The organism is Chryseobacterium sp. SSA4.19, assembly GCF_022601875.1.
Classification (GTDB): domain Bacteria; phylum Bacteroidota; class Bacteroidia; order Flavobacteriales; family Weeksellaceae; genus Chryseobacterium.
In genome coordinates this window covers 118953-145417 of sequence record NZ_JAKVIP010000010.1, presented here as the reverse complement: position 1 = coordinate 145417, position 26465 = coordinate 118953, and the positions used below count along the sequence as shown (strand labels likewise).

Genomic DNA, 26465 nt, shown 5'->3' with positions numbered 1-26465 from the left:
GATATTACCTGGAAAAGCCTGCACTTTTTAGCATTTTCATTGAGACTAATCAAAAAATTAAAAGTTTAAACAACTTCGTTGTTTAAATAAATTAAACAACTCTTTTTTTATTTCCGATTATTGTTCGATATTTAATTAAGGAACTTCAAATTCATCGAAATCCTTAATCTGCGATAACATAACCGGTTTTTGATTAGGGATTTTACTCCATGATTCCTCAAAAACTTCTTCACCGCTATCAGCATTAGAATTTGTATTTTCTTTGTATTGTTTTTTCCCTGTTAAATAATTAATACTCGTTTCATTATTCACCACAGGACCGTGATTATCACTTGCATCGTAACCAATGAGTTGAAAATCTGAGCCTTTCAGCCTGAAAGTATATTTCCAGTAACCATGAGCGTAATGAATAAATAAATTCCCTTTCTCAACATATACCATGAGTTCCGGAGCGTAATAATTACCGCCTTCTTCATTTTCAGATGAAAAACAGTTGTCATTTTCAACTATTAATCTATAATCATCATTTTTAGTTTTAAAGACAACAATAATTCCTCTGCGATTGCGGTCTGATTTCCTACGATTTTCATCTAAAATTATATTGTCTTTATCGGTTGCTTTGATGATTACAATACAGTCTTTGAGGCCGTCATTATTCAGATCGCCGTACACTTCTTCAAACAGCACATATCCTTTGGGCAAAAAATCAACTGGCTTTTTCTTATTTCCCGTTTCAATATGATCTTCTATCGCTTTTTCTACGGATAAAGCTTCATTTTTAGCCTGTGGCGGAAGTTTTTCTGATTCCGGGTTTTTACAGCGCACGGAAACAGTTAAAGCTACTGCCAAAACCGGCAAATACAAAAACTTCCTCATCTATACTATTTTATGCTGAATTACGGCTGGCATTGATGTTTCCGAACAGCGAACGGGTCACCAGCTTTTCATAGGCTTCTTTGTTACCTTCTCCTTTCTGGATCTTCATTAAAGCATATTGTTGGATACTCAGCAACGGCAATACAATTCTTTCCCGGATCTTCACCGATTTCCTGGATAATGCATCCTCCTCCTGAAGCCTGGTAAAACCTGTCAGTTCCAGCATAATTTCTTTGGAAAGCGTATATTCATCAAACAGGACATTCCAGAACGGCCCGAACTTAGGATTATTTTTAATGTAATAAGTCAGTGGGAAATACGTCTTGTTCATACTCATCATAGAATTCAGCACTAGGGTTTTGAAAAAGTCGGAGCCTTTATACAAAGCTCTTACCTCATCAAACCTTCCCTGCTCTTTCAGCTGCTGCATTGCAAAGCCGAAACCGAAAAATCCCGGAACATTCTGCTTCAGCTGCGCCCAGGAACCGACAAACGGAATTGCCCGCAGATCTTCAAATTTCAATTCATTGCCATTGCCTCTTTTGGACGGGCGGCTTCCGATATTGGTTTTCCCGTAATATTCCAGTGTACTCATCTCTTGAAGATAAGGCACAAACATCGGATGCGCCTTCAGATCCGAATACTTCTGATAACTTATTTCTGATAATTCTATCATTAAAGCGCGTTCTTCTTCCGTTAAATCCTTTTTGGCATTTTTAAATACGTCATTTTCCACTCCGGCAGTCAGAAGCTGCTCAAAATTATACTGTGCCTGTTCCTTATTCCCGAAAATACTGGTAATGGTCTGTCCCTGAATGGTCAATTCAATTTTGTTATTCGCAATGGTTTTTCCCTGCGAAGCATAAAAGTCGTGGGTCTTTCCGCCTCCTCTCGCCGGAGGTCCTCCCCTGCCGTCAAAGAAAACGACTTTAATTCCATTCTGCTCAGAAAGTGTCGTAAGCACTTCTTTAGCTTTGTAGATTTCCCAATTGGCCTTCAGGTATCCGCCGTCTTTGGTTCCGTCTGAAAACCCCAGCATAATAGTCTGATGATGGCCTCTTCTTTCCAAATGTTTTTTATAAACCGGATTCTGATACAGTTCACTCATTACCTGTTCGGCATTGGCAAGGCCTTCCATGGTTTCAAAAAGCGGGACAATATCCATATTGATTTCATCATCCTGATATCCGCAAACCTTGAAAAATGCATAGACATTCATCACATCTTTTACTGCATCTGAATTGGAAATGATATAACGGTTCATTCCTCTTATTCCGTTCATCTGCTGGATTTCTGAAATCTGGCGAACTGTTAACAAGGTATCTTTTACAATATCCTCAAAATCTTCAGGATTGACCGTTTCCGAATGCTGAATCAGCCGGTTGAATTTTGCTTCATTGCTTACCTCCTTATTTCCTGAAATTTTAGCATACACTTCATCAATGACCTTCTGATGAATCCTGCTGTCCTGACGTACATCCAGCGTAGCAAAATGCGTCCCGAAAATTTTCACCCGGTCCCTGAAGTTCTGCAAAAGTTCTGCAAATAAAGAGTTATGCTGGGTGACGAGAATTTCTTCTGCTTCATCCAGTCTTTTTATAATATCTTCTGCATCAATTTTTTCATTCCTGAAGATAGCGGTGTATAATTCAGTGCTCAATTGTCCCAATACCTCTGAAACACCTCTGAAGCTCAGTCTTCTTCTAACCGACTTAAGGTTATTGTAATAGGCTTTCAAAATGGCAGAACGTAATTCTTCCGCTACTCTTTTTGTTACTTCTGCAGTAACAAAAGGATTGCCGTCACGGTCGCCTCCCGGCCAGAAACCCAGCTGGATGAGGTCTTCATGCAGGTGGAAATGATCGTTGGCAAAGGTTGATTTTATTTTGGTAAAAAGATCTCCGATCGTATCATAGTAGACATACCGTAAATAATAAATAATACTCATTGCTTCATCAATAGGTGTCGGCTTTTCTTTATTGACAAAAGGTGTTTTTCCCAACTGCTGGAGAAGCATATCTATATCGGTAACAGAATCTTTATTAATGGTATTTCTGAGATCATGCAGAATCCTCTGCACCGAATTGGGGTAGAATTGGGTCGGGTGCGCAGTGAAAACAATTTTAACGGCGAAATCCCTCAGTTTTTCACGGACTTTTTCCAGCTTATGATCCTGTAGGGAACGCTCGTAAAGGTTGGTTACAGTCCCTTTATCACTTTCAGAATGCAGGCTTGGAAATGCAGCATCTTCAATGCTGTCGAAGAGCACGACTTGCCTTTCAATATACTGTATAACCTTAAAAAGGAGCTCAAGCTTTTGTTCTTCCGTCTGGAGGTTGGTATGGCTGCTGAAGAATTCTTCAACGATCTCTTCAGGGGTTTTTCCGGCTTCATAACCGGCTTTGCTTTCCTCACAAAGAAACGGAAGCAGCATCCCGATATTCGTCATTTTATCATAAGGCAGGCTCATAAACAATGAATTGTAGATCTGGAACTTGTTTTCCACAATCTGCCTGAATTTTTCTGCGCGTTGGTCGTGTCTCATATAACAAATGTAGGGGAATTCGGTCTGAATTCAAATGTTACATAGTCTAAAATTATAATTTTAAAGGCCAAAGTTTAAAGAATTAATTTTAATTTCACACAATCAATCCAAATCCCATGAAAAAAACATTCATATTCTTTTTACTGACTTTAATTTTGACAGCCTGCGGTGATGATTGCTACAACGCACCTCAGCCGATTGTTTTTGAATTTGTGAATTCCGATAATGAAAACCTGATCACGAACGGAACACTTACCACCTATTCAATCCAGGATGAAAATCAGGTGGGCGTGCAACTGGCAAAAACCTCTGACGACAAAGTTATACTGGAGAACGTAGGCGCTTACAACGGGACTAAAAAATATACATTCTATTCCGGAGTTAAAATTTTCAATTTTTCTATCCATTCTTCAGAATTTAAAGGAGGCTGTGACGGTTACCAGATCAATAAAATAACGTTTACCGGCGTAGGTATTGATGTAAAAGAGGAACAGGGATACTATAAAATCGTATTGGAATAATTTATGTTCTGCGATCCTTGCAAAAATGTGCTCATCATGAAATTATTTTTTCCGGCTCTTTTTTTATGTTCTGCTCTGCTTTCCGGACAGAAAGCCATTCCTTCTGATTTTAAAAAGATTCCGGAAATCTTAGACAATCCTGAACTGCTTTATCCTTTTATCATTCCGGACAAAAAATACCAGTATTGGTCTGTCTTAAGAAATAATCCCGATCCGGATGAAGCTGTTATCTATGAAAGCCAGATGCCGGAATATATGACGATCAATGATCCGGCTCCGGAAAAAGGATTCTTCCAGAAATGCCTGGGTGAAGACTGTTTCACCTATCTCATCGCCTGTAAAAACGGACAATCCGAATACTTTTCGGATGAGAAACAATTAAGAACATTTATCGGGACGGTAGATAATCTTCCTGAAGCTGTTTTGATTGCCAACACATATGGTTATACGGTTGATAGTACGAACAGGCTAAGCAGTTCTTATATAATAGAAGAAAAATATATTGTACTATACCTTTCAAAACCGAAAGGCTGCCCAAAAACAAAAGAATCTTTTCTGATTAAGATTTATAAAAAAACCGGAGCACTGGCGTCAACAAGTAACGGGATCTATTTCAAAAGTAAGGATTGTAAATAAGACTTGTATAGGTAAACATACTGATCTATTATAAACAATTCGTTTCTATGTTTGGATTGCACTTTTAAAAACTGTTATTATTCAATAGTTTTTATAAAAGGCAGTGATCAAAATTTTAAAATTTCTTTAACGCTGTTTTCATAGGTTATTCCGTAGATTTGTGTTAAAATAAATTGAGAACATGCTTAATTTCGAGTTTAAAAATCCAACAAAAATACTTTTCGGAAAAGGTGAAATTGCTAAAATTTCAAAAGAAATTCCACAGGATGCCAGAATCTTATTGATTTACGGTGGTGGCAGCATTAAAAATAACGGAGTGTACGATCAGGTAAGAAAGGCGTTGACCGATCATGAATTCTATGAATTCGGTGGTGTCCCTGCCAATCCTGAATATGAAGTTCTGATGGATGCCCTGAATTTCATCAGGGAAAAGAACATCACTTTTATCTTAGCCGTGGGTGGCGGTTCTGTGATTGACGGAACGAAATTCCTGTCCGCAGCAGCAAATTATGACGGTGAGCCGTGGGAAATCCTCACCAAACCTGTTAGGACTTTTGAAGGGCAAGGAATGCCTTTCGGAACCGTTCTGACTTTGCCGGCAACAGGTTCCGAAATGAATTCGGGATATGTGATTTCAAGAAGGGAAACCAATGAAAAATTATCTTCCGGCGGCCCCGGACTTTTCCCTCAGTTTTCAGTACTGGATCCGGAAGTGGTAAGATCAATTCCGCAAAGACAGATCGTTAACGGACTGACTGATGCTTATACACACGTTTTGGAACAGTATATGACTGCTCCATCTTCGGCTGATCTTCAGGAGCGCATCGCTGAAAGTATTCTCATCAGCCTTCAGGAAACAGCTCCGAAAGTTCTTGGCAGTGAATTTGATTATGATGCCGCGGGAAATTTCATGTGGTGTTGTACGATGGCCCTTAACGGATTGATACAGAAGGGAGTTATTACAGACTGGGCCGTTCACGCAATGGGCCATGAGCTGACTGCTTATTTCGGAATTGACCATGCAAGAACACTTGCCGTTATTGCTCCTTCTCATTACCGCTATAATTTTGAAACCAAGAAAGAAAAACTGGCTCAGTATGCAGAAAGAGTCTGGGGAATTAAAGACGGTTCTGCAGAAGAAAAGGCGGAAAACGGAATTAAAAAGCTGGAAGAGTTTTTTCACAGCCTTCATATCCAGACCAAGCTTTCAGAATATACGGAAGACTACAAAGGCACTGCTGAAAGAGTAGAGAAGGCTTTTACAGAAAGGAAATGGCTGGGACTTGGTGAATATAAGACTCTGACTCCGCAAGATGCACGCAAGATTGTAGAGATGAGTTATTAAAAGCATCCATATGTATATACCGGATGAGACTAATTTTTTTTTATGTAAATGATATTAGTTATCAATGGTAATATTTGCGATGCTGTTGTATTTTTTATCCGGCTAAATTTATCTTTTCAATAAGTATTGGTTTAAAAAAGCTGAATTTCATTATCTATATTTCAAATTTATTTATATTTTAGCATATTCTAAATTTGTGAAAATGAAAAAACAGTTACTTTTATTTGCCTTTTCAGCGTTAGCGCTTACTTCTTGCGAAGATGATGATATCCAGGGTTATGAATTGGATATGATGAAGGGGGACTGGAAGATCAGCAAAAGGGAAGTTGTTTCCGGAAAAGACGATAAAACCGTATTTAATACTACTGTGCCGGTGGGATGTGAGGCAAAGAATAATACTTACTTCAGTACAGACTATTCTACATCATATACCGCTTATACAGGTACGGGAGCAGACTGTCAGGTAGCTGCGGTAAGTGAAGGGACTTATGAATACAGCACAGAAACAAAGGACCTGATTATCAAGTACAAAAATGACAGCCCGAGAAAATACAGAATTGTAGTGCTTACAAGCTCTGAAATGAGAATCAAGCAAATGTATGATAATATAGATCAGAATGGTGACCTGATACCGGACGCCGAATATGTTACTTACAAAAGATAAATTAAAAACTCCCGTTCTTTTCCGGGAGTTTTTTATGAACAAGAAGTTTAACAGACATTCTAAAATTATTAAAAAATGAAGAAGACTTTAGCAGCATTCCTATTGCTGACATTCGCCCTTTTCTTTTCACAGGAAAAAAAACCAATGTTCTGGCAGGACATCCAGAATTTCAAAAAAATGGATCTTGAGAAAGCACCGCCTAAAGATGCCATCCTCTTAATCGGCAGTTCATCGTTTACCAAATGGACGGATGTTAATAATTATTTTCCTGATAAAACCATCATCAACAGAGGTTTCGGAGGCTCTAGATTAACTGATCTTAACTATTATGCCAATGATCTTTTAAATCCGTATCAGCCTAAACAGATCATCATCTATTGCGGTGAAAATGATTTTGCAGATGATGACCAGCTGAAGGCCGATGTTGTAGTTGACCGTTTTAAAACATTCTATAAAAAAATCAGGTCGAAATTCCCAAATATTGAAGTAGATTATATTTCTATTAAATATTCTCCGAGTAGGGAAAAGCTTTGGCCGCAGATGGAAGAAGCAAACAGGAAAATTGCCGCTTTTATGAAAAAACAACCTAAGTCAGCTTTTATTGACATTACCAAAGTCATGCAGGATACCAATGGAAATATCAGAAAAGACCTTTTTGTAGAAGATATGCTTCATATGACCCCGGAAGGCTATCAGCTCTGGACTTCGGTGATGATCCCTTATATGAAATAAGAGTAAGAATTTATCAACCAATTATTAAGCTCATTACTATAAATAAAATGCTGTTTTATATTCGTAAACAGCATTTTTGCTGATTACCCTAAATGTTTTGGTTGGAATTGTTTACAGCAATCCGAGCTGCGGTGTATATTAATTATTTTGTTCATTCATTATATTTTGGACTGCTATTGGTTAAGCTTTCTTGTTGCCTGTAAAATATATTGAATGTCTTTCAAACAGTCAGATTCTTAATTTTGAGATTTCTTTTCAGTTCATTTTCTGAACATAGAAATTAACCGTATCCAGTTTAATATTAAATGCTCTGGATTCTCCTGTTGTCATAACAGAACTTGCAGCATTGGGAAAATAGATGCTGTCATTTTTAATGATAAAAACGCGCTCAAGGATTTCCCATGAAATTTCTGATTCTTTTCCGCAAGAGTTTATGACAAAATATGGGTTAGTTATTATTCCGCCTTTCGATTCTACATTACATTTGCAATCCTTTTTTAAGTTAAAACATTCTGCAAACGGCGGAGAATACCAATCAACCGTATCGCCTTCTGCATTTACAACGGGCGGTGTTTTGTAATGGTAAACATTCTCGAATTGGTCTCTGACATCTGATGGAAGGCTTTTATATGTTATTTCTTTTCTTTCATTCTTAGAACAGCTGTAAAGAAAAAACATAAGACAGATTGTAAAGAGTATCTTCATTATTATCTATTGATTTATAAAAAATATTGGATTTTAGATTGCTATTCCTTGTCATAAAGTTTCTAATCACGTAACTTCCATTTAGGGTTTAAAATTATATTGTATTAGAATACATCTATTCTTTTTAAGAATTATTTTGCTTGTTTACAAATTGAATCTTCCCTGTAACAAATACTTTTTTACTCAAAAATAAACTGTCCCATTCATTTAATCTACTTGACAAGACCTAAAAATACAATACAGATACGGGTTAAAAGTCATTTAATTATGACCAGTAAGATAAACAAAAAACTCCCTGACCGGGAGTTTTTTGTTGTGTATTATTTATTTCTTTCTTTTAGATTTGGAAATGGCTTTTTGCTGTGCTCTGTTTGCTCCAAATTTTTTAGGTTCCTTTCTTTTTGAAGGGCCACCCCAGTTTTCTTTCTTGTTTTTATCTTTCTTCTCATGGAAAGCGCCTCCGCCTTCGTACAGTTTTACCTGTACAGGATTCTTCATAACGATCTGTTCTTCTTCCGAAGCAATCTTTTTAGGGTTAATCTTCACGGTTTCAGGGAAATCAATGAATTTTAATTCCTTATCCATCAATAATTCGATATCAAGAATTAAAGGCTCTTCTTTTTTAGTGACAAAGGTTACGGCTTTACCGTCTTTATCTGCCCTACCCGTCCTACCGATCCTATGGATATATTGTTCCGGAACTTCAGGCGTTTCAAAATTAATAACATGGGTAACATTTGAAATATCAAGACCTCTCGCCATGACGTCTGTTGTAATCAGACCTCTGATCTCTTCATTCTCAAAACTTTTCATTGCGCGCAATCTGTAATTTTGGGATTTATTGGAGTGAATGACATCGAACTCGTCAGGAAAAAGTTCATTAATTTTAGTAAACAGAAGATCCGAATTCTTCTTATTGTTGGTAAAAATCAAAACTTTGGACATATCCGTATCGCTTTTCAGCAAATGTTCCAAAAGGTTGATTTTCGTATTGAAGTTTTCTACTTTATAAGCGGACTGTTCAATCTTTTCAAGCGGCGTCCCGGATTTTGCCAATGAAATTTCAACAGGCCCTGCAAAATACTGATCCAGCATTTCATCCACGGCATCGGTCATGGTCGCAGAGAAAAGTATATTCTGTCTCTTTTCCCTCATCATTTCGAAAATATGGGTCAGCTGTGGCCTGAAACCTAAATTAAGCATTTCATCAAATTCATCAATAATCAGCTTCTGAACCTCCTTAAGTGAAATGGCATTATCAATTGCTAAATCCATAATCCTTCCCGGCGTACCTACCAGAATATCGCAGCCATCATTAAAAAGCAGCTTTTGGGTATTGATATTTTTACCGCCATAGATCCCGATAACCCTTGCAGTAAGATTTTCCGTTAATTTCTCAACAATTTCTGTTACTTGAACAACCAATTCCCTGGTAGGAACCAAAACAACAACCGTTGGATTTCCGGTTTTATTATACTTCCAAGTTTTAAGAACAGGCAGCAGATAGGCTAATGTTTTTCCGGTACCTGTCTGCGCAATTCCCATCACATCTCTTCCGGAAAGTATGGGACCTATGCTTTTTTGCTGAATAGGAGTCGGTTCAAACAATTCTAAATCCGCTAAAACATCAAGAATTTTAACAGGCAGGTCAAAATCTGCAAAAGTTATTTTATCCATTTTGCAAAGATAGTCAATTAATTTTTGTAACTCCAGAGATGGAAAGATGATTGTCAGAACACTGTACTCCTTTCCACAGAATTTTCGGTTTTCATTAAATAGCGTAACCCAACATATCAATTCAGGAAATCATTAATTAAAAAAATCCAAGAGCTTTATTTCCTTGTAATCCTAAGTAATATAATAATCACCAATATAACGGAAAAGATGAATCCCAGGATAGCAACCAAAGACATTTCCCCAACTTTTGGTCCTGACTCCGAAACAAAGACGATGGCTGTTGCAATAATATTGGCTCCTAAGATCATGGCCAACATCAGATTAATAATTCCTGACCTTATAAGCTGATTCGTTTTGTCTATATTCTTGATCTCACTGGTCACCGTGAATTTATTTTCATCCAGTTTCTGCAGCACGGAACGCAATTCTTTCGGGATCTCATCGACATTGTCCGTGAAGCTCATCATCCGGTCCATTCCCGTTTTCATGATATTCTTCGGACTTATTTTTTTAGCAAATATTTTTTTGGTGTACGGATGCAGGCTTTTTACGACGTCCAGATCAGGATTAATGGTTCTCCCTACTCCTTCAATCAGACCGATTCCTTTAAACAGGAGATAAAAATAATCTGGCATGTACAAACGGTTGTCTTTCAGCACATCTTTCATTTTATTGATGATTGCTTGAGGATCAATCTCCTTTAAAGAGGTACTGTGAACAAAGTTCAGGATGTCTTCCACATCGTTTTCAAATCTTCTTTCATCGGGAATCTGGTAGCTGACAGCCATTTTTTTGAGATACCTTACAATTTTATGCGGATTTTTTGCTACAAAACTGACGATCAGATTCTCAAGGACCTCCTTATCATTCGGCGGGATCTTTCCTACGGCTCCGAAATCAATAAATACAACCTTTCCATCTTTTTTTACCAGGATGTTTCCGGCATGCGGATCGGCATGAAAGAAGCCGTAATCTAAAATCTGTGAGACAAACAGCCTTAATCCAACTTCGGAGACTGTAACAGGATCAATAGTATGCTCTAAAAGACTTGTTTTATCCGTTACCTTAATCCCGTCGATAAATTCCATACAAAGAACCGTATTGTTGGAAAATTCTTCATAAACCTCAGGAACATAAGTCTCTTTATGATTTTTGAAGTTTCTCCGGAACTGCAGGATATTTTCCCTTTCATTGATCAGGGACAATTCTTCCATCAAAGATTTTTCAAAGGTGGAAATGGCCTGCTTCAGGTTTAGCTTCTCACCGATTTCAGAGTAGGAAGAAACGAGTTTTTCAAGATCTTTTATCAGCAGCAGATCATCCTCTATAACATTCTGGACATCCGGTTTTTTGACCTTTAAAATAACTTCTGTACCATTGATCAGGACCGCTTTATAAACCTGTGCAATTGAAGCTGTTGCCAAAGGTTCTTTGTCAATACTCAGGAAATGATCGTTAACAGTGATATTGAATTCAGCTTCCATTATTTCTTCCACATTCATTTCCACCGTCTCCACTTTATCCTGGAGCTTCTGCAATTCCTGGATAAGCTCCGGAGGAAGGAGGTCTTCCCTGTTGCTGAACGTCTGTCCAAGCTTTACAAAGGTTGGCCCGAGTTCTTCCAGAACCAGCCGGATTCTTTCATAGACCGTTCCTTTCGAAATGACTTCATCGGGATTCCGGGAAATTTCCACGGCCTTATTTCCGCTGTTCATCCTGGCAAGAAGGTCTTTAAAACCATATTTACTCAATACGGAAATCATCCTGGCCGATCTTTTCAGTTTTCTTTGCTGCTTGTCAAACATATTTTAAAAATCTAGTTGCAATTTAATCCAAAAATTATTCCTGTCTGTCGATAATTTTTTTTTAACTTTATTCATACCAAAAGATAATTTAAAAATATTACAATGAAAAATCTAAAAAAAATCTCAAGATCGCAAATGAAAAGTATTGCGGGAAGCGGAATCATCAGAAACTGTTCAAACAAATGCTGTCCGGATGACGGAAGGCCAAGATGTCCGGAATTAGTTTGCCCGGCTGTTATCTGCCCGCAATAATTTAACATCATTTCAATAAAAAAAGAATGCAGAACTGCATTCTTTTTTTATTATCTCAAGTACGTCTCATACAGATCCTGCCTTCGGTCTTTCATAACCTGAACGGAACCGTGATGGTGGAGGTCTTTCAGCAAATTCAGGTCGACATCCACTATCAATGTCATTTCCGTATTCGGAGTAGCTTCTCCTTTAACCGCATTCGATGGGAAAGGAAAGTCTGACGGTGTGAAAACAGCTGCCTGGCCGAACTGGATATCCATATTATTCACACCCGGCAAATTCCCTACACAACCTGCAATGGCAACATAGCATTCATTTTCGATAGCTCTTGCTGCTGCACAGTGGCGAACTCGTATATAAGCATTCTGGGTATCGGTAAGATACGGTACAAACAGGATTTTCATTCCCTGATCAGCTAAAATTCTCGGAAGTTCAGGAAACTCCACATCGTAACAGATGACCAGACCTATTTTTCCGCAGTCGGTATCAAATACTTTGATTTCACTTCCGCCTTTCATCCCATAATATTTCCTTTCGTTCGGGGTAATATGGATTTTACGGTATTCATCTACCCTACCGTCACGGTGTAAAAGGTAACTTACATTGTACAGTTCATTATTTTCGAAAACAGGCATGCTTCCGGAAATGATATTTACATTATAGCTGATCGCCAGATCTGAAATCTTCATTTTAATCTCAGCGGTTAATTTCGCCAGCTCTATCATACTGTCACGTTCCGAAAGCTTGTTGAAGGGTGCGAGTAAAGGTGTATTGAAAAGTTCAGGGAAAAGCACAAAATCCGATTTATAGTCCCCCATTACGTTAACGAAAAATTCAACCTGCTCATAAAATGCATCGATGTCTTTAAAATGCCTCATCTGCCATTGCACCAGCCCCAAACGGATGATGCTGTCCTGCATGGTATTCGGCTTTTTGCTGTAATAAATGTTGTTCCACTGAAGCAAAACTGCATTTTCTTTGGAAGATTCATCTTCAGGCAGATATCCTTTCAATACTTTGATAGGCAGAAAATTATTGGAAAGCTGAAAAGAGAGCACCGGATCGTACAATTCTTTATCTCGTACCCTACGGATATATTCTCTGGGTGAAAGCTCACTGTGCTTATAATAATTCGGGATCCTTCCGCCTAATATGATTGATTTTAAATTTAATAATTCGCAAAGCTCTTTCCTGGCATCATATAACCTCCTTCCCAAGCGCAGTTCACGGAATTCAGGATCTACAAAAACTTCAATGCCATAAAGAACATTTCCGGTTGATAAATGGGTATTAAAGGTATAATTCCCAGTAATATCACTATACGTATGATCATCCCCAAACTCATCGTAATTCACGATAATAGAAAGTGCTACCGCTGCCAGTTTGCCATCTACGGTGATGCAGATCTGGCCTTTAGGAAATATTTTGGTAAGTTTTTCAATACTTTTTTTAGACCAGACGTATTCAGACATTTGTGGATAAGCACGTCTCATTGTCTCGACCAAGCCATCGTAATCCTGTACGGTAAGTGGCCTTGTTTCAATTTGCATTTGATGTAATTTTATCTAAATTTAAGAAAAAAAGAAATGATATAAAAATAAAACCTCCCTTTAGAAAAGGGAGGATAAAAACACAAATGATGAAAAAAAATTATTTCGAATTACAAATCTAACTGTAATAAATTTAGATTTTTATGATTATAGTCAATAATCTGTAATTATTCCCACTCAATCGTTGCAGGCGGTTTGCTTGAAATATCATAAGCTACCCTGTTGATACCTCTTACTTCATTAATAATCCTGCTTGAAACCGTATCTAAAAATTCGTAAGGCAGCCTACTCCAGGTAGCCGTCATAAAGTCAATGGTATTTGCAGAGCGCACTACGGCTGTGTATTCATAGGTTCTCTCATCTCCCATTACGCCGACAGATTTTACAGGCAAAAGAACGACAAATGCCTGGGAAACTTTTTCATACAAATCATTTTTATATAATTCTTCGATAAAAATATCATCTGCTTCCTGCAGGATTTTCACTTTTTCAGCATCTACAGCTCCTAAAATTCTGATTCCGAGTCCAGGACCAGGAAAAGGGTGCCTGTGGACCAAATGATGCGGAATTCCAAGTTCTTCACCTACTTTCCGTACTTCATCCTTGAACAGCTCTCTTAAAGGCTCTAACAATTCGAACTCCATTTCTTCCGGAAGTCCGCCCACATTGTGGTGGGATTTGATTACGGCTGATGGCCCGTTGACAGACTGGCTTTCAATAACGTCAGGATAAATAGTTCCCTGTGCTAAAAATCTGGCTCCTTCAATTTTATGGGATTCTTCATCAAAAACGTGAACAAACTCGTTTCCGATAATCTTTCTTTTTGCTTCAGGATCATCAACACCGGCTAATTTGTACAAAAATCTTTCTTTGGCATCTACCAGTTTGATGTTCATGTGAAAATGCTCTCCGTAATTCTGCATTACTTTTACATCCTCATCTTTTCTTAAAAGACCTGTATCTACAAATATACATGTCAGCTGGTCACCAATTGCTTTATGAATCAATACTGCCGCTACAGAAGAATCAACTCCTCCTGAAAGTCCGAGGATCACTCTGTTATCTCCAACTCTTTCCCGGATTTCAGCTACTGTTTTATCGATATAATTGGTCAGCTTCCAGTTTTTCTCAGAATTACAGATCGCAAAAACAAAATTTTCCAGCATTTTTCCACCTTCTTCGGTATGGGAAACTTCAGGGTGGAACTGTACGCAATAAATCTTCTTATCTTCATTGGATATGGAAGCTATAACTCCGGATTTTGCATTCAATTCAAAACCTACAGGTAACTCTCCCACTTCATCAAAGTGGCTCATCCAAACGACTGAATCCTGGGTTACGCCTCGTAATAAAGAGCTTTCTTTTACAATTTCCAGATGCGCTTTCCCGTACTCGCCTTTTACGCCTTTATGGACCTTCCCGCCCAAAAGGTGTGCGGTAAGCTGCATGCCGTAGCAGATTCCCAACACAGGTATTCCCTGTTCATACAATTCTTTTTCTACCAGGTGGGCATTTTCAGCATTCACAGAGCTTGGTCCTCCGGAAAGAATAATCCCTTTCGGCTGTTTTTCTAAAATAGTTTCTAATGGGGTATTGAAAGGTAAAATTTCAGAGTATACACCCATCTCACGGATTCTTCTTCCAATAAGCTGATTGTACTGGGAACCGAAATCCAATATGATGATACCGTTGTTCATTTTTATAATTGATAAATGATGATTGATAAATGACGGAAGCTTAGACTTAAAAGAAACTGAATTAAATTCTAACCTCTGATTTCTAACTTCCCAATATAAATTATTTTTACAAAAAAAGACTTGGAAATTTCTCCAAATCTTTTTTTTGATTTATTTTAAAATTTTCCGATGTCCTCTCTGTAGAAGCCGTAATCGAAGTGCACGTGGCTGGCATCTTCATACACTTTCTTGCGGGCATCGTCGTAAGTAGCGCCTGTTGCAACAATATTCAGAACCCTGCCGCCGTTTGAAACCACTTTATCGCCTTTTTTGATTGCTCCGGCGTATAAAAGCTTGCTGTATTTCAACTTGTCTTCACCGACAATTTCAAAACCAGTTTCGATATTTCTCGGATAACCTCCTGAACACATTACCAGACACACCGCTTTCTCGTCTTTAAACTTAAGCTCTATATCTTTTCCGTCCATACAATCCTGGATTACGTCAAGCAGATTGTTTTCCATCAATGCCATCAGCACCTGCGTTTCAGGATCTCCAAATCTCATATTGTACTCAAGAAGATATGTTCCGTTTTTAGTAACCATTAATCCGAAAAAGATAATGCCTTTAAAACCGAAACCTTCTGCTTTAAGACCTTTAACAGTAGGCTCAAGAATATTTTTCTCAAAGTCTACCCAATGTTCCTGGGTAAATTCAGGACTTGGAGCTACTGAACCCATTCCTCCGGTATTAGGGCCCATATCACCGTTTCCTGCTTTTTTGTAATCTTTAGCAGCTACACAAGGGAAAAGTTTCTCACCGTTTGAAAATGCAATGATAGACGCTTCAAAACCTTCTAAATATTCTTCGATAACCAAACGGATCCCTGCATCTCCATAAATCCTTCTGATCATAAAATCATGGATGGTAGCCTCAGCTTCTTCCAGGGTATCACAGATAACAACTCCTTTTCCTCCGGCTAAACCACTGGCTTTGATCACTAAAGGGAATTCCTGTGACTGAACGTATTCCTTCGCTTCGTTATATGATTCGAATACCATAGCCTTCGCCGTCTTGATATCATAGGTCTGCATAAATTTCTTGGAGAAAGCCTTGCTCCCTTCCAGACTTGCCACTTTTTGGTTAGGTCCGAAAACTTTAAGATCATGCTTCTTGAATTCATCCTTTAAACCGGCTACAAGCGGTGCTTCAGGGCCTACAATCGTAAGATCTACCTTTTCCTTGATTGCGAAATCTCTAAGTTCCTTAATCTCTGACAAATGAACATTTTTTCCTATACCATCTGTGGTAGCATTTCCGTTAGCAAAAAACATTTTAGAAATTCTCGGGTCATTCTGAAGTTTTGCTGCCAAAGCAGATTCTCTTCCACCTTCACCTATGATTAATATTCTCATACTTTATATTATTATCTAGTCTATTTTACAAATATATAATTTTGAATGCTATAAATACAATCCTGAAATATTTTTTAATTCTATTTTAATCAGTGGAAAAAGTGTCTGATCCCTGTAAACATCATTGGAATGTCATGCTCGTTTGCGGCTTCGATGCTGTCCTGATCTTTCACACTTCCTCCCGGCTGGATGATCGCCGTAATTCCTTCCTGATGGCAGAAATCAACCACATCACGGAACGGGAAAAATGCATCGGAAGCCAGAACAAGATCTCCGGTAAATTTCTCCTTTGCTCTTTCAATGGCCTGCTGGGTTGCCCAGATCCTGTTTACCTGGCCACCTCCGATACCGAATGCCTGAATTCCGTTGGAAACAACAATCGCATTGGATTTTACATATTTTACCACTCTCTGAGAGAAAAGCAATGCTTTTTTCTGTTCTTCGGTAGGCTGCTTTTCGGTTACCACTTTAATATCTTCAGAGAAAATGCTGTCGTTATCCTGAACCAAAATTCCTCCGTCCACTTTAACCCACGTCTGCTTATCAGAAACAGGATTTACAATTTTTATAATTCTCAGATTCTTTTTCTTTCTTAAAACTTCCAGGGCTGCTTCATCAAATTCAGGAGCCATTACAATTTCAAGGAATGTTTTATTAAGTTCCTCCGCTGTTGCGGCATCTATTTTATAGTTCATGGCAACAATTCCGCCAAAGATTGAAACCGGATCACATTCAAAGGTTTTCCGGTACGTTTCCAGTGCGGAACTCCCAATGGCAACACCACACGGAGTGGAATGCTTCACGGCACAACATGCCATTTCTTCTTTAAATTCAGTAACCACTTTCCAGCAAAGATCCATATCACGAAGGTTGTTGAAAGATAATTCTTTACCTCCTAGCTGTTCGAAATCTTTCATTGCTCCGTTTTCAAAAGTAGAAACGTAATATGCTGCCGTCTGGTGTGGGTTTTCACCATACCGTAAGTCGGAAACTTTTTTATAGGAAGCATTAAGATAGGTCGGATATTCTTCATCCAATAACATTCTGGAAATAGCTGCATCGTAAGCAGAAGTAAGATTAAATACTTTTCCTGCCAGTTTTTTACGGGTTTCGATATATGTATCCCCGTTCTGTTCCATTTCTATTTTTACCGTTGCATAGTCTTCAACATCAGTAATAACAGTCACGGAATCAAAGTTCTTAGCAGCTGAACGAAGCATAGAAGGTCCTCCGATGTCTATAAATTCAACTTTTTCATGTAAAGAAATGTCTTTGTTTACATTTTCAAAGAAAGGATACAGATTCACGATCACCATATCAATCAGGTCAATACCGTGTTCCTTAACGGTGCTCATGTGCTGCTCATTTGAACGGACAGCCAGTAATCCTCCGTGAACTTTAGGATGCAGGGTTTTTACTCTGCCGTCCAGCATCTCAGGGAAATCGGTTACCTCATCAATCTGAACAGGATGCAAACCTGCGTCTTTCAGATGCTTGAATGTTCCTCCGGTAGAAATCAGCTCATATCCCTGGGATTCCAGAAACTGTGCGAATTCAGTCAATCCGCTTTTATCCGAAACACTGATTAAAACTCTCTTTTTGCTCATTTTTTCTTTCAATTTTTTACTTTTTACAGCTATTTCAAACTGTAGACCGGTTCTTTCACCTCCGGTCTTTATTTTTACTTAGATTCTTTATTAATGTAATAATGTATCAGTTTGACAATGTAACAATCTTAAATGGATACATTATTCAACACTTTGTTAATTGCTTTCGGGAAAATTTCATATTCAATCAGATGAACTTTTTCCGCCAGTGTTTCAGGAGTGTCATCTTGTGTTACCGTAAATGATTTTTGAAGAATGGCTTCGCCTTCATCAATTCCCGAAGTCACAAAATGTACGGTTGCGCCGCTTTCTTTTTCTCCGGCTTCAATAACGGCATGGTGAACATGATGCCCCCACATTCCCTTTCCTCCGAATTTCGGAAGCAGCGCAGGATGGATATTGATAATTTTCCCGTTCCATTTCTCACAGAATTCAGGCTTTAAAATCGAGAGAAATCCTGCCAGCACAATTAAATCTGTATTTTCAGGGATAACTCTGCCCAATTCACTGCTGAAGTTTCTACCTCTGGGAATGAGTAAATGTTCTATATGCTGGTTTTTGGCTCTTTCCAGTCCGTAACATTCCCTGTCTGCCACCACCAAAGAAATTTCTGCATCCCGGATCTCCCCATTTTCAATAGTATCTATAATTCTCTGAAGATTGGTCCCCGAACCTGAAACGAGTACAACGATGTTTTTCATATCTTTTGTAAAATGTAAAAAGTATCCATGTATTAATGACTTTTAAAGAATCATGAATACTTTTTACGTTAATACATTTATACCGTTAAATTAATCTTTTCGCTTCCTTCCGTAATTTCTCCGATTTCGTAGGCATCATCTAAAAGATGTAGTACTTTTTCAGCATGCTGTGCATCCACTACCACGATCATCCCTACTCCCATATTGAAAGTTCCGAACATTTCTTCACGTGAAACTCCACCTCTTTTTTCTAATTCAAGCATGATACTCGGGATCTGAATTTTAGAAGCGTCAATAGAGGCACACAATCCGTCACCGATAATTCTCGGAATGTTTTCATACAATCCGCCGCCTGTGATATGTGCAATACCGCAAACCTGTACTTCTTCAAGCACTTTATGAATATCTTTATAATATAATCTTGTAGGAACCAAAAGCGTTTCATACAAAGGTTTCCCTTCAAACTCCTCATTAAAATCGGGGAATACTTTTCTTACTAAAGAGAACCCGTTGGAATGGAACCCTGAACTTGGCAAAGCAATGATTTTGTTTCCGGCTTTAATGTCTGAGCCGTCAATAATCTGATCTTTTTCCACGATTCCTACACAGAACCCGGCTACGTCATAATCTCCAGGCTGGTACATTCCCGGCATTTCAGCTGTTTCACCGCCAATCAGTGCACAGTTGTTATCTTTACACGCTTTCACCATTCCTAAAACAATTTCAGCGGCAATTTCAGAATCCAGTTTTCCACAAGCCAGATAGTCTAAGAAAAACAATGGCTTTGCCCCGTGGCAAAGGATATCATTGGCACACATGGCAAAACAATCAACACCGATAGAATCATATCTTTTTGAATCTAACGCTACTTTCAGCTTTGTCCCTACGCCATCAGTTCCTGAAACCAAAACAGGATTTTTATACCCTCCGATTTCATAGAATGCTCCAAAACTCCCCAGATGATTCAATACATTGGAATTATGGGTTTCGCCAACCGCTTTTTTAATCTTGTCAACTGTTTTGTATCCTTCTTCTTTGTCTACGCCTGCTGATTTGTAAGTGTTGCTCATGTTTTATTTAGATATTAAATGGTAGATTTCAGATTCAGACTTAATCTTATACCTGATCATTCCTTTGTCTTTTTTAACTATTTTATTCAAATTTCAGAAACAAAAAAGCCGACAATCTTGGTAGATTATCGGCCGTTGTTTTATCTCAGAATTTCAGAGCCCACAACATTCCCTTTTTTGGAGAAACATTCTTTAAAAGCGGCCTGAATTTTCATCTTTTTTCTTTTTGCAAAAATAGTAATTTAAAATGAATATTCAAATTCTATTTTTCAAGGATAGACTCGATAGCAGAAATTTTCTGAATCTTTTCTTTTAATTCATTGTCTTTTTCCTCATTTGAAATCTTCTGAGCCTCTTTATCAAAATTATCATTAAAGAAAGGCAATGAGAAGGTATCCACCACATTTCCGCCGTGTAGAGGAAAACGTTTTGCTGCCGCTTCCAAAACCCCAAGCCCGCCTCTTCCGCCGGGTGCGGTAGCCATTAAAAGCATCGGTACTTCGTTCCAGACTGCACGGTTTTTTATTCTTGAAGTCCAGTCAAATACATTTTTGAAGGCTGAAGAATAGGTTCCGTTGTGTTCGGATAAAGAAATTAAAAGTATATCTGCACCGTCAATCTTTGCGGCAAGATCAGTTGCTTCCTGAGGAACTCCGCTTTCCACTTCACGTTGATGTTTATAGATCGGCATTTCAAAATTATTCATATCTACGATCTCCACGTCTGCATTTTCAATCAGTGAAGCGGCATAGGTAACCAGTTGTTTATTGATAGATGTTTCGGAATTGCTTCCTGCTATAGCTAAAATTTTCATTATTATTTTATATTTTTATTTTGACGCAAATGTCACAAAGATTTTTGACAATTCGCATTTTTAATTTCGCAGAGATTATTTGGCTCAACGAGAATTGGTTATTTTTAAAATTATATTTACCACTCTTTTCAAAAATTCTTCCTGAATTTCAGCATCCCTCCAGAGATGGAATTTTTAGTTGCGGAACGGTTTTATTGTAAATAAGCCGGTAAATCCATCGGCACTTCCATGAGAAGAATTTCCGTGTCTTCCACTGCTTCTATATTAAAGCTCTGCGTGTCCCAGATTCCCAGGCCATCTCTTTCATTTAAAATCCTGTCACCTACCTTCGCAGTTCCTTTTAAAACAAAAGCATAGACTCCGTTTCCTTTTTTGTTCAGCATGTAGTTTTTGCCGTTTCCTTTGGTAAAGTTGGCAAGATTAAACCAGGCATCCTGATGAATCCATACTCCGTCATCATTTTTATTTGGTGACAGAATCTGTTGGAAGCCGTTGATCTTTTCGCCTTCTTTAATGCTTTTCTGATCATATCTCGGTTCAACTCCAGTTTCTCTCGGAAATACCCAGATCTGAAGAAATTTTACCGATTCACCTTTATTTTTATTATACTCACTGTGCATCACGCCCGTGCCGGCACTCATCACCTGAATTTCCCCTTTTTTAATAACCGCTGTGGTTCCCATAGAATCTTTATGTTCAAGATCACCTTCAAGAGGAATAGAGATAATTTCCATATCCCTGTGCGGATGTGTCCCAAAACCCATTCCCTGGGAAACGGTATCATCATTCAGCACCCTTAATACCCCGAAGTTGCTTCTTTCCCTATTCTGGTAATTGGCAAAACTAAAGGTGTGGTAACTGTTTAACCATCCGTGATCAGCATGACCTCTCGAATCGGCTTTGTGATATACTGTTTTCATATTGTTATTTATTTATACTACAAATGTAATGCATCGCTGTTTTCGGAATATTGACGTAAGATAAGAAAGGATGAGGGGATTTTCATAGTTATGATATGAATTTTCAATTCAGAATGCTTCTTTGATTTTGGAGTTTTTCTTCAACAGGAAAAGTCCTGCGCAGATAATCAGGGTAAAAGCTACAAGAACTTTAAGAATCAAAGAAGTCCGGTCTTCAAAATCTCCCAAAACATGAGTCACCGTTCCTGTTCCAATCTGGTTGGCAGCCATCATTAATCCGGAAACCATGACCGAAAGCGATGGGAATTCAACCGTTCCCCAACCAATCGTGCCAGGAAACATACTTCCCATACAAAAACCGATGAATGACATTAGCAGAAGAACCGTTTGAGCTCCCGATGAACCCATTAACCATAGAATGCCTCCCCCAACCAATAACGGCGACAGCAGGAATATATAAGACAGATTGTATTTCTTTGCAAAAATCCCAAACAGTAAACGGTTTACAGCAATACCGCCCCATAATAAAGAAAGTCCTAAACTGGCATCGGAATTGGTGAGTCCTTTATTTTTAAGGATAACGGTGCCGAAGCTTCCGAAAGTTCCTTCAATACAGCCATATAGAATGATTATTCCAAAGAAGACCCAAAGCCTGGAAGGAATACTGAAATGACCGGGCAGTTCAAAAAATGTCCCTTTTTCAAGCCTGACAAATAAAAAGAGAATAAAGCTCGCGCCAACGGCTATAAAAATAATTCCGGGAACCATCATCCAGTTGTGTACATTCCCGGCAAGGCTCATCATCAGAGGTGAAGCAGAAGTTCCCAGCCCAACCAGAAACTGAAGGATCAGAATAGCAGATGACGGGTTGTTTTTAAATAAACTCGCTGCCAGAGGATTCAGGGTTGTAATGGAAAGTCCAAAACCGGATCCCGTACAAGCGACCAGCACCATAAGAACCGGAAATATCAGAGATTTGTCATTGATAAAAAACTGCGACCCCCAGAGACTTCCTGTAGACAAAAGCATCAAGGCAACTCCGATCGTTAGTATAATCTTCGGACCCATCCTATTGACCAGAAAGGGAGCTGCAAGACATGAAATGATAATACATATCACCTGCGGTAAAAACAGCGCTCCGAACTGTGATGACGAGAGCGCAAAAACCGAAGGATCCGTGAAAGCGGCTCCCAATGCCGGAAAAACTACAAAATTAACTCCGGTCAGGAAGGCTAGTAAAAATACCATCCCTGTTTTTGCGACGGCCGAATTCATGAAGACAAAACATTCTTTTTAAGATGTTCACCCACTCTGAGCGCTATGGCTATGATGGTAAGGGCAGGATTTACAGCTCCGCTGGATACAAAGAAACTGCCGTCAACGATATACAGATTCTCAAGGTCGTGGGCTTTACAATAAGTATCTACCACTGAAGTGCCAGGATCTGTGCCCATTCTGGCTGTTCCGTTCTGGTGTGCAGGTGACGCAATATCCATTCCTTTACTGAAATAAATTCCTTTAAAGAAAAATGAATTGAATTTTCCGGAAGCCCTGAGTGCTTTGGTAAGCTCATCTTTCAGCAGTTCATGCCCTTTTTGGTTATTCGGGGTATAGCTTATCCTGATCTGCCCGTTCTCTTCTACGGTTACCCTGTTTTCAGGATCCGGAAGATCTTCGGAGGTCAGCCAGAAATCTACGGCATGCTTTGCCATCAGCTCAAAGGTAAAACCGGGTGCCGGAACCGGGCTGTCTGCTCTGATCTGGTGTTCGTCCGATTTCCCAAGCATCTGGATGTGCCCTAAAGGAAATTCATATCCCCTACCGGCATGGTAAAAATCATTGATACCAAAGGTTTTCCCGAATTTGGTATAATTGGGTTCGGTGTACAAAGCCACGAGAGCTGTATTCTGGTGAAACATATAATTTCTACCTACCTGATCGGATGAATTGGCCAGCCCGGTAGGAAATTTTTCATTTTTGCTCTGCAATAATAAGGCAGCCGAATTAATCGCGCCTGCTGAAAGCACGATATAATCTGCCGCAAACATTTTTGTTTCTCCGTTTTGCTCCACGATCACTTCTGATATCCTTTTCCCTTCATCATCAGTATTCAGCTTCAGCACTTTGGTGTTGACCAGAAGCTCAACATTAGGATATTCCAGTGCTTTGGATAATGAACACAGATGAGCATCGCCTTTTCGTTCAGCAGCATCCGGAAAGCCGTCAAAACGGTCTAAGATATACGGCGCATTGATTGCGGGATGCGGAGTGAAGTTAACACCGATGGGTAATTCAAAAGGCTGCAGGCCATATTGGGTAAGCTCATCAAAAATTTCCTGAATCCTTGGTTCGTGAGGCAATGCATCATACGGATAAGGTTCTGATGCCGGTGGCTCCGTAGGATCTGATCCTCTTTTTCCATGAACATAAAAAAGTTCTTCAGCTTCCAGATAATACGCTTTCAGATCTTCATATTGGATCGGCCAGGCCGGAGAACTGCCTCCGTAATGCTGTATTTCTTTAAAGTCCTCTTCTCTTAGCCTGAATAAGGCAGCTCCATAAAATTTTGTATTCCCGCCGACATTGTAATGCATTCCAGGCCTGAATGTTTTTCCGTGCTTATCAAGCCACAGATCAGTGGTCGTGTACCTGTTTTTCTGAAATACTTCTGCAGAATCCCAATTTTCTTTTTCTACCGGAACATAATCCCCTCTTTCTATTATTAAGATTTTTTTTCCGCTGTCAGCAAGCTTATAGGCCATGGTAGCACCTCCTGCCCCGCTTCCTATAATGATAATATCATACATTCTTTAAAATTTGGTTACTCTAAATTAGAAATTTAAAAGAGGTATCAGCTTAAGAAAAAATTAAATTTCGATAGATTGTATAAATGTAATGACGGAAATTTTAGAGTTTAATTATATGAATGATAGAAAATAGTTTTAATATCAAAAAAAGCAGACTAAAAAGCCTGCTAATCATAGTTGTGATAAGTTATCTCTTAAACCGGTTAAAAATGCACCTGCTGGATTTCTTCTTCAATCTCCTGTGGAGTTTCATCATCTGACTTGATAAAAACCATTGTCATCACAGCTCCCAGAATCATACAGATACCGCCTACCACAATGTAATCCATCGCATAATTTCCGAAAAAACGGTTCACTATAGGCCCTCCGAAAATCCCGTTGATAATTTGCGGAATTACAATAAAGAAATTAAAGATGCCCATATACACTCCCATTTTTTTCTGTGGAATGACTTCAATCAGCATTGCATACGGCATCGCTAAAATACTGGCCCAGGCAAAACCCAGTCCGATCATTGAAGTCCAGAGAAAACCGGTATCTTTTATAAAATACATGGAAATCAAACCCAGTCCTCCACATAGTAAAGCCAAAGCATGGGTTTGCTTTTTACCTATTGCTTTGGCTAAGGGAGTCAGTAAAAATGCAAACGGAATAGCCCAAAGATTATACATCCCGAACAGCTTACCGGTAAGATCACCGGCATCATTAAAGGCCTTTGAGTGTGTATCCTCAGGAAGAAGCCCGAAATGATGCGTAGCCACTGCACTGGTAGTAAATACCCACATGGTAAACAGTGCAAACCATGAAAAGAACTGTACTGCGCCCAGTTTTTTCATCTGAGCCGGAATATGGGCAAAGTCCTTAAAAATATCTGAAAATTTAGAAGAATGAACTGTTTCCGGATCTTCATTGGCAAATTCTGCGAACTGCTTAGGCGAATATTCTTTGGTGGTAAAAATCGTATACAGAATAGTAAGTAAAAGCAACACTGCACCTGCGTAGAAAGAATAGATAACGTTATCAGCTACAAATCCTTCAGGAGCTGTATTGGAAACTCCGATTCCGGTCAGCCAATCTGGCATGTAGGACCCTATCACAGCACCGATTCCAATTAAAATCGTCTGTACGGAAAAGCCAATGGTCCCCTGATGCTTAGGAAGCATATCTCCTACCAATGCGCGAAAAGGTTCCATGGCTACATTGATAGACGCGTCCATCATCGCAAGAAATATCACAGCAAGAAGCAATACATTGGCAGCCATCATCTGTGTGGCGGAAGCAGCATTGGGAAGCATAACTAGGCCAATTGCACAAAGAACAGCGCCAATCAGGAAATAAGGTTTCCTTCTTCCAAGCGGACTCCAGGTATTGTCTCCCAAATGCCCTATTATTGGCTGGACAATCAATCCTGTTACCGGAGCAACCAGCCAGAACCATGACAGCTCGTGAACATCAGCCCCAAAATTGGCTAAAATCCTGCTTGCATTGCCATTCTGCAGTCCAAAAGCCATCTGGATGCCTAAAAATCCCATGCTCATGTTGATGATCTGAGCCATGGAAAGATTCGGTTTTTTTATTCTTCCAAATTTACCGGTATCGTGTTTTGCTGCCATCTCCGCCATTAGTGCTTCAGTTTTTGGATTAATTCTTCTTCGATTGGAGTTTTGTATGCAACTACTTTATCCACGACTTCATTAGGAACTGTCATGGAAAGAACATATTGTCGGATTTTCCATTGTCCGTTTATCTTTTCCACTACTCCTGAACCACGGCATATTTTCATCTGGGTATCCAGCAGTTCATCAAACCACGCCAGATTACCGTCTTTACTGAACTGGATATTTCTCTTCAATGAAATAAAATTCCAGGTTGATTTTTTATCGAAATAAGGCTTTGCCCACCCCATAAATGCTTTTTTGCCCCAAATCTCCGTGGCATCCGTTCCGATAAACGATGATTCATCAGCAAAATAACTGAAATAAGTATTAAAATCCGCTTTGGCCGCTGCCACGTTAAAATCGTCAAGCACTTTGCTGATGTCAGCTTTTTCTTTTTCCGCCTTAACCTGTGCCGGGACGATGGTACAATTCATGACAAACATTATCAGGGCAAAAAATATTGTTGTTCTTTTCATATTAAATGAGTTT

23 protein-coding genes are annotated in these 26465 nt (G+C 38.9%); 6 read left to right on the top strand and 17 right to left on the bottom strand.

Annotation, left to right across the window (positions count from 1 at the left end; translation table 11 throughout):
• Window positions 1–135: 135 nt before the first annotated feature.
• Window positions 136–876 (bottom strand): hypothetical protein, encoded by a 741-nt coding sequence (locus tag MKJ01_RS09220; protein WP_241614375.1) that lies wholly within the window; start codon window positions 874–876, stop codon window positions 136–138.
• Between the two features lie 10 nt (window positions 877–886).
• Entirely contained in the window at window positions 887–3421 is a 2535-nt protein-coding gene (locus MKJ01_RS09215; RefSeq protein WP_241614374.1) for a phosphoenolpyruvate carboxylase, read from the bottom strand.
• A gap of 116 nt (window positions 3422–3537) precedes the next feature.
• Here MKJ01_RS09215 and MKJ01_RS09210 point away from each other — a divergent pair, with 116 nt between their 5' ends.
• From MKJ01_RS09210 to MKJ01_RS09190, 5 genes are all read left to right on the top strand, one after another.
• Window positions 3538–3942 carry a membrane lipoprotein lipid attachment site-containing protein gene (locus MKJ01_RS09210; RefSeq protein WP_241614373.1) on the top strand — a complete coding sequence of 135 codons (405 nt, stop codon included), beginning with the start codon at window positions 3538–3540 and terminating at the stop codon, window positions 3940–3942.
• A gap of 36 nt (window positions 3943–3978) precedes the next feature.
• Window positions 3979–4578 (top strand): hypothetical protein, encoded by a 600-nt coding sequence (locus MKJ01_RS09205; protein WP_241614372.1) that lies wholly within the window; start codon window positions 3979–3981, stop codon window positions 4576–4578.
• Between the two features lie 181 nt (window positions 4579–4759).
• Window positions 4760–5923: an iron-containing alcohol dehydrogenase gene (locus tag MKJ01_RS09200; protein ID WP_241614371.1), complete on the top strand. Its 1164-nt coding sequence runs from the start codon at window positions 4760–4762 to the stop codon at window positions 5921–5923.
• A gap of 202 nt (window positions 5924–6125) precedes the next feature.
• Window positions 6126–6587, top strand: coding sequence for a lipocalin family protein (locus MKJ01_RS09195; RefSeq protein ID WP_241614370.1), 462 nt, complete (start codon window positions 6126–6128; stop codon window positions 6585–6587).
• A gap of 75 nt (window positions 6588–6662) precedes the next feature.
• Entirely contained in the window at window positions 6663–7319 is a 657-nt protein-coding gene (locus MKJ01_RS09190; RefSeq protein WP_241614369.1) for a GDSL-type esterase/lipase family protein, read from the top strand.
• A gap of 255 nt (window positions 7320–7574) precedes the next feature.
• Here MKJ01_RS09190 and MKJ01_RS09185 read toward each other — a convergent pair whose 3' ends face one another.
• From MKJ01_RS09185 to MKJ01_RS09175, 3 genes are all read right to left on the bottom strand, one after another.
• On the bottom strand, window positions 7575–7997 hold the full coding sequence (locus MKJ01_RS09185) for a hypothetical protein (RefSeq protein WP_241614368.1): 423 nt from the start codon (window positions 7995–7997) through the stop codon (window positions 7575–7577).
• Between the two features lie 351 nt (window positions 7998–8348).
• Window positions 8349–9701, bottom strand: a complete 1353-nt coding sequence (locus MKJ01_RS09180) for a DEAD/DEAH box helicase (protein WP_241614367.1) — start codon at window positions 9699–9701, stop codon at window positions 8349–8351.
• A gap of 155 nt (window positions 9702–9856) precedes the next feature.
• Window positions 9857–11506, bottom strand: coding sequence for an AarF/ABC1/UbiB kinase family protein (locus MKJ01_RS09175; protein WP_241614366.1), 1650 nt, complete (start codon window positions 11504–11506; stop codon window positions 9857–9859).
• A 102-nt stretch (window positions 11507–11608) separates the two neighbouring features.
• Between MKJ01_RS09175 and MKJ01_RS09170 the strand changes: the two genes are divergently transcribed.
• Complete coding sequence (locus tag MKJ01_RS09170) at window positions 11609–11758, top strand: hypothetical protein (protein WP_241614364.1); 150 nt, start codon at window positions 11609–11611, stop codon at window positions 11756–11758.
• A 50-nt stretch (window positions 11759–11808) separates the two neighbouring features.
• Here MKJ01_RS09170 and MKJ01_RS09165 read toward each other — a convergent pair whose 3' ends face one another.
• The 12 genes from MKJ01_RS09165 to MKJ01_RS09110 form a co-directional block, all read right to left on the bottom strand.
• A complete protein-coding gene (locus MKJ01_RS09165) occupies window positions 11809–13308 on the bottom strand; it encodes a carbon-nitrogen hydrolase family protein (protein ID WP_241614362.1) in 1500 nt (499 codons plus the stop codon).
• A gap of 167 nt (window positions 13309–13475) precedes the next feature.
• On the bottom strand, window positions 13476–15005 hold the full coding sequence (gene guaA, locus MKJ01_RS09160) for a glutamine-hydrolyzing GMP synthase (protein ID WP_241614361.1): 1530 nt from the start codon (window positions 15003–15005) through the stop codon (window positions 13476–13478).
• 155 nt (window positions 15006–15160) lie between these two features.
• On the bottom strand, window positions 15161–16399 hold the full coding sequence (purD, locus tag MKJ01_RS09155; protein ID WP_241614359.1) for a phosphoribosylamine--glycine ligase: 1239 nt from the start codon (window positions 16397–16399) through the stop codon (window positions 15161–15163).
• Window positions 16400–16488: 89 nt separating this feature from the next.
• Complete coding sequence (purH, locus tag MKJ01_RS09150; protein ID WP_241614355.1) at window positions 16489–18006, bottom strand: bifunctional phosphoribosylaminoimidazolecarboxamide formyltransferase/IMP cyclohydrolase; 1518 nt, start codon at window positions 18004–18006, stop codon at window positions 16489–16491.
• A 128-nt stretch (window positions 18007–18134) separates the two neighbouring features.
• A complete protein-coding gene (gene purN / locus MKJ01_RS09145; RefSeq protein ID WP_241614354.1) occupies window positions 18135–18707 on the bottom strand; it encodes a phosphoribosylglycinamide formyltransferase in 573 nt (190 codons plus the stop codon).
• A 77-nt stretch (window positions 18708–18784) separates the two neighbouring features.
• Window positions 18785–19777 (bottom strand): phosphoribosylformylglycinamidine cyclo-ligase, encoded by a 993-nt coding sequence (gene purM / locus MKJ01_RS09140; protein ID WP_241614353.1) that lies wholly within the window; start codon window positions 19775–19777, stop codon window positions 18785–18787.
• A 262-nt stretch (window positions 19778–20039) separates the two neighbouring features.
• On the bottom strand, window positions 20040–20591 hold the full coding sequence (locus tag MKJ01_RS09135; RefSeq protein WP_241614352.1) for an NADPH-dependent FMN reductase: 552 nt from the start codon (window positions 20589–20591) through the stop codon (window positions 20040–20042).
• Window positions 20592–20782: 191 nt separating this feature from the next.
• Window positions 20783–21511 carry a pirin family protein gene (locus MKJ01_RS09130; RefSeq protein ID WP_241614351.1) on the bottom strand — a complete coding sequence of 243 codons (729 nt, stop codon included), beginning with the start codon at window positions 21509–21511 and terminating at the stop codon, window positions 20783–20785.
• A 108-nt stretch (window positions 21512–21619) separates the two neighbouring features.
• Window positions 21620–22786, bottom strand: coding sequence for a sugar MFS transporter (locus MKJ01_RS09125; protein WP_241614349.1), 1167 nt, complete (start codon window positions 22784–22786; stop codon window positions 21620–21622).
• A complete protein-coding gene (locus MKJ01_RS09120) occupies window positions 22783–24318 on the bottom strand; it encodes a GMC oxidoreductase (protein ID WP_241614348.1) in 1536 nt (511 codons plus the stop codon). The genes MKJ01_RS09125 and MKJ01_RS09120 overlap by 4 nt, the downstream gene beginning before the upstream one ends.
• 203 nt (window positions 24319–24521) lie before the next feature.
• The gene (locus tag MKJ01_RS09115; protein WP_241614347.1) at window positions 24522–25940 is read right to left on the bottom strand and encodes an MFS transporter; all 1419 of its coding nucleotides are present in this window, start codon (window positions 25938–25940) and stop codon (window positions 24522–24524) included.
• Window positions 25940–26452 carry a nuclear transport factor 2 family protein gene (locus tag MKJ01_RS09110; protein WP_241614346.1) on the bottom strand — a complete coding sequence of 171 codons (513 nt, stop codon included), beginning with the start codon at window positions 26450–26452 and terminating at the stop codon, window positions 25940–25942. Before MKJ01_RS09110 ends, MKJ01_RS09115 begins: the two co-directional genes overlap by 1 nt.
• Window positions 26453–26465: the final 13 nt, after the last annotated feature.

What these genes read in the sequence shown, in the direction of transcription:
- MKJ01_RS09125 (WP_241614349.1), bottom strand. Translation starts at nt 22,786, where the DNA reads ATGAATTCGGCCGTCGCAAAAACAGGGATGGTATTTTTACTAGCCTTC.
- MKJ01_RS09220 (WP_241614375.1), bottom strand. Translation starts at nt 876, where the DNA reads ATGAGGAAGTTTTTGTATTTGCCGGTTTTGGCAGTAGCTTTAACTGTT.
- MKJ01_RS09190 (WP_241614369.1), top strand. Translation starts at nt 6,663, where the DNA reads ATGAAGAAGACTTTAGCAGCATTCCTATTGCTGACATTCGCCCTTTTC.
- MKJ01_RS09195 (WP_241614370.1), top strand. Translation starts at nt 6,126, where the DNA reads ATGAAAAAACAGTTACTTTTATTTGCCTTTTCAGCGTTAGCGCTTACT.
- purN (WP_241614354.1), bottom strand. Translation starts at nt 18,707, where the DNA reads ATGAAAAACATCGTTGTACTCGTTTCAGGTTCGGGGACCAATCTTCAG.
- purM (WP_241614353.1), bottom strand. Translation starts at nt 19,777, where the DNA reads ATGAGCAACACTTACAAATCAGCAGGCGTAGACAAAGAAGAAGGATAC.
- MKJ01_RS09170 (WP_241614364.1), top strand. Translation starts at nt 11,609, where the DNA reads ATGAAAAATCTAAAAAAAATCTCAAGATCGCAAATGAAAAGTATTGCG.
- purH (WP_241614355.1), bottom strand. Translation starts at nt 18,006, where the DNA reads ATGAGCAAAAAGAGAGTTTTAATCAGTGTTTCGGATAAAAGCGGATTG.
- MKJ01_RS09210 (WP_241614373.1), top strand. Translation starts at nt 3,538, where the DNA reads ATGAAAAAAACATTCATATTCTTTTTACTGACTTTAATTTTGACAGCC.
- MKJ01_RS09110 (WP_241614346.1), bottom strand. Translation starts at nt 26,452, where the DNA reads ATGAAAAGAACAACAATATTTTTTGCCCTGATAATGTTTGTCATGAAT.
- MKJ01_RS09165 (WP_241614362.1), bottom strand. Translation starts at nt 13,308, where the DNA reads ATGCAAATTGAAACAAGGCCACTTACCGTACAGGATTACGATGGCTTG.
- MKJ01_RS09215 (WP_241614374.1), bottom strand. Translation starts at nt 3,421, where the DNA reads ATGAGACACGACCAACGCGCAGAAAAATTCAGGCAGATTGTGGAAAAC.
- MKJ01_RS09135 (WP_241614352.1), bottom strand. Translation starts at nt 20,591, where the DNA reads ATGAAAATTTTAGCTATAGCAGGAAGCAATTCCGAAACATCTATCAAT.
- purD (WP_241614359.1), bottom strand. Translation starts at nt 16,399, where the DNA reads ATGAGAATATTAATCATAGGTGAAGGTGGAAGAGAATCTGCTTTGGCA.
- MKJ01_RS09185 (WP_241614368.1), bottom strand. Translation starts at nt 7,997, where the DNA reads ATGTTTTTTCTTTACAGCTGTTCTAAGAATGAAAGAAAAGAAATAACA.
- MKJ01_RS09180 (WP_241614367.1), bottom strand. Translation starts at nt 9,701, where the DNA reads ATGGATAAAATAACTTTTGCAGATTTTGACCTGCCTGTTAAAATTCTT.
- guaA (WP_241614361.1), bottom strand. Translation starts at nt 15,005, where the DNA reads ATGAACAACGGTATCATCATATTGGATTTCGGTTCCCAGTACAATCAG.
- MKJ01_RS09130 (WP_241614351.1), bottom strand. Translation starts at nt 21,511, where the DNA reads ATGAAAACAGTATATCACAAAGCCGATTCGAGAGGTCATGCTGATCAC.
- MKJ01_RS09175 (WP_241614366.1), bottom strand. Translation starts at nt 11,506, where the DNA reads ATGTTTGACAAGCAGCAAAGAAAACTGAAAAGATCGGCCAGGATGATT.
- MKJ01_RS09205 (WP_241614372.1), top strand. Translation starts at nt 3,979, where the DNA reads ATGAAATTATTTTTTCCGGCTCTTTTTTTATGTTCTGCTCTGCTTTCC.
- MKJ01_RS09120 (WP_241614348.1), bottom strand. Translation starts at nt 24,318, where the DNA reads ATGTATGATATTATCATTATAGGAAGCGGGGCAGGAGGTGCTACCATG.
- MKJ01_RS09200 (WP_241614371.1), top strand. Translation starts at nt 4,760, where the DNA reads ATGCTTAATTTCGAGTTTAAAAATCCAACAAAAATACTTTTCGGAAAA.
- MKJ01_RS09115 (WP_241614347.1), bottom strand. Translation starts at nt 25,940, where the DNA reads ATGGCGGAGATGGCAGCAAAACACGATACCGGTAAATTTGGAAGAATA.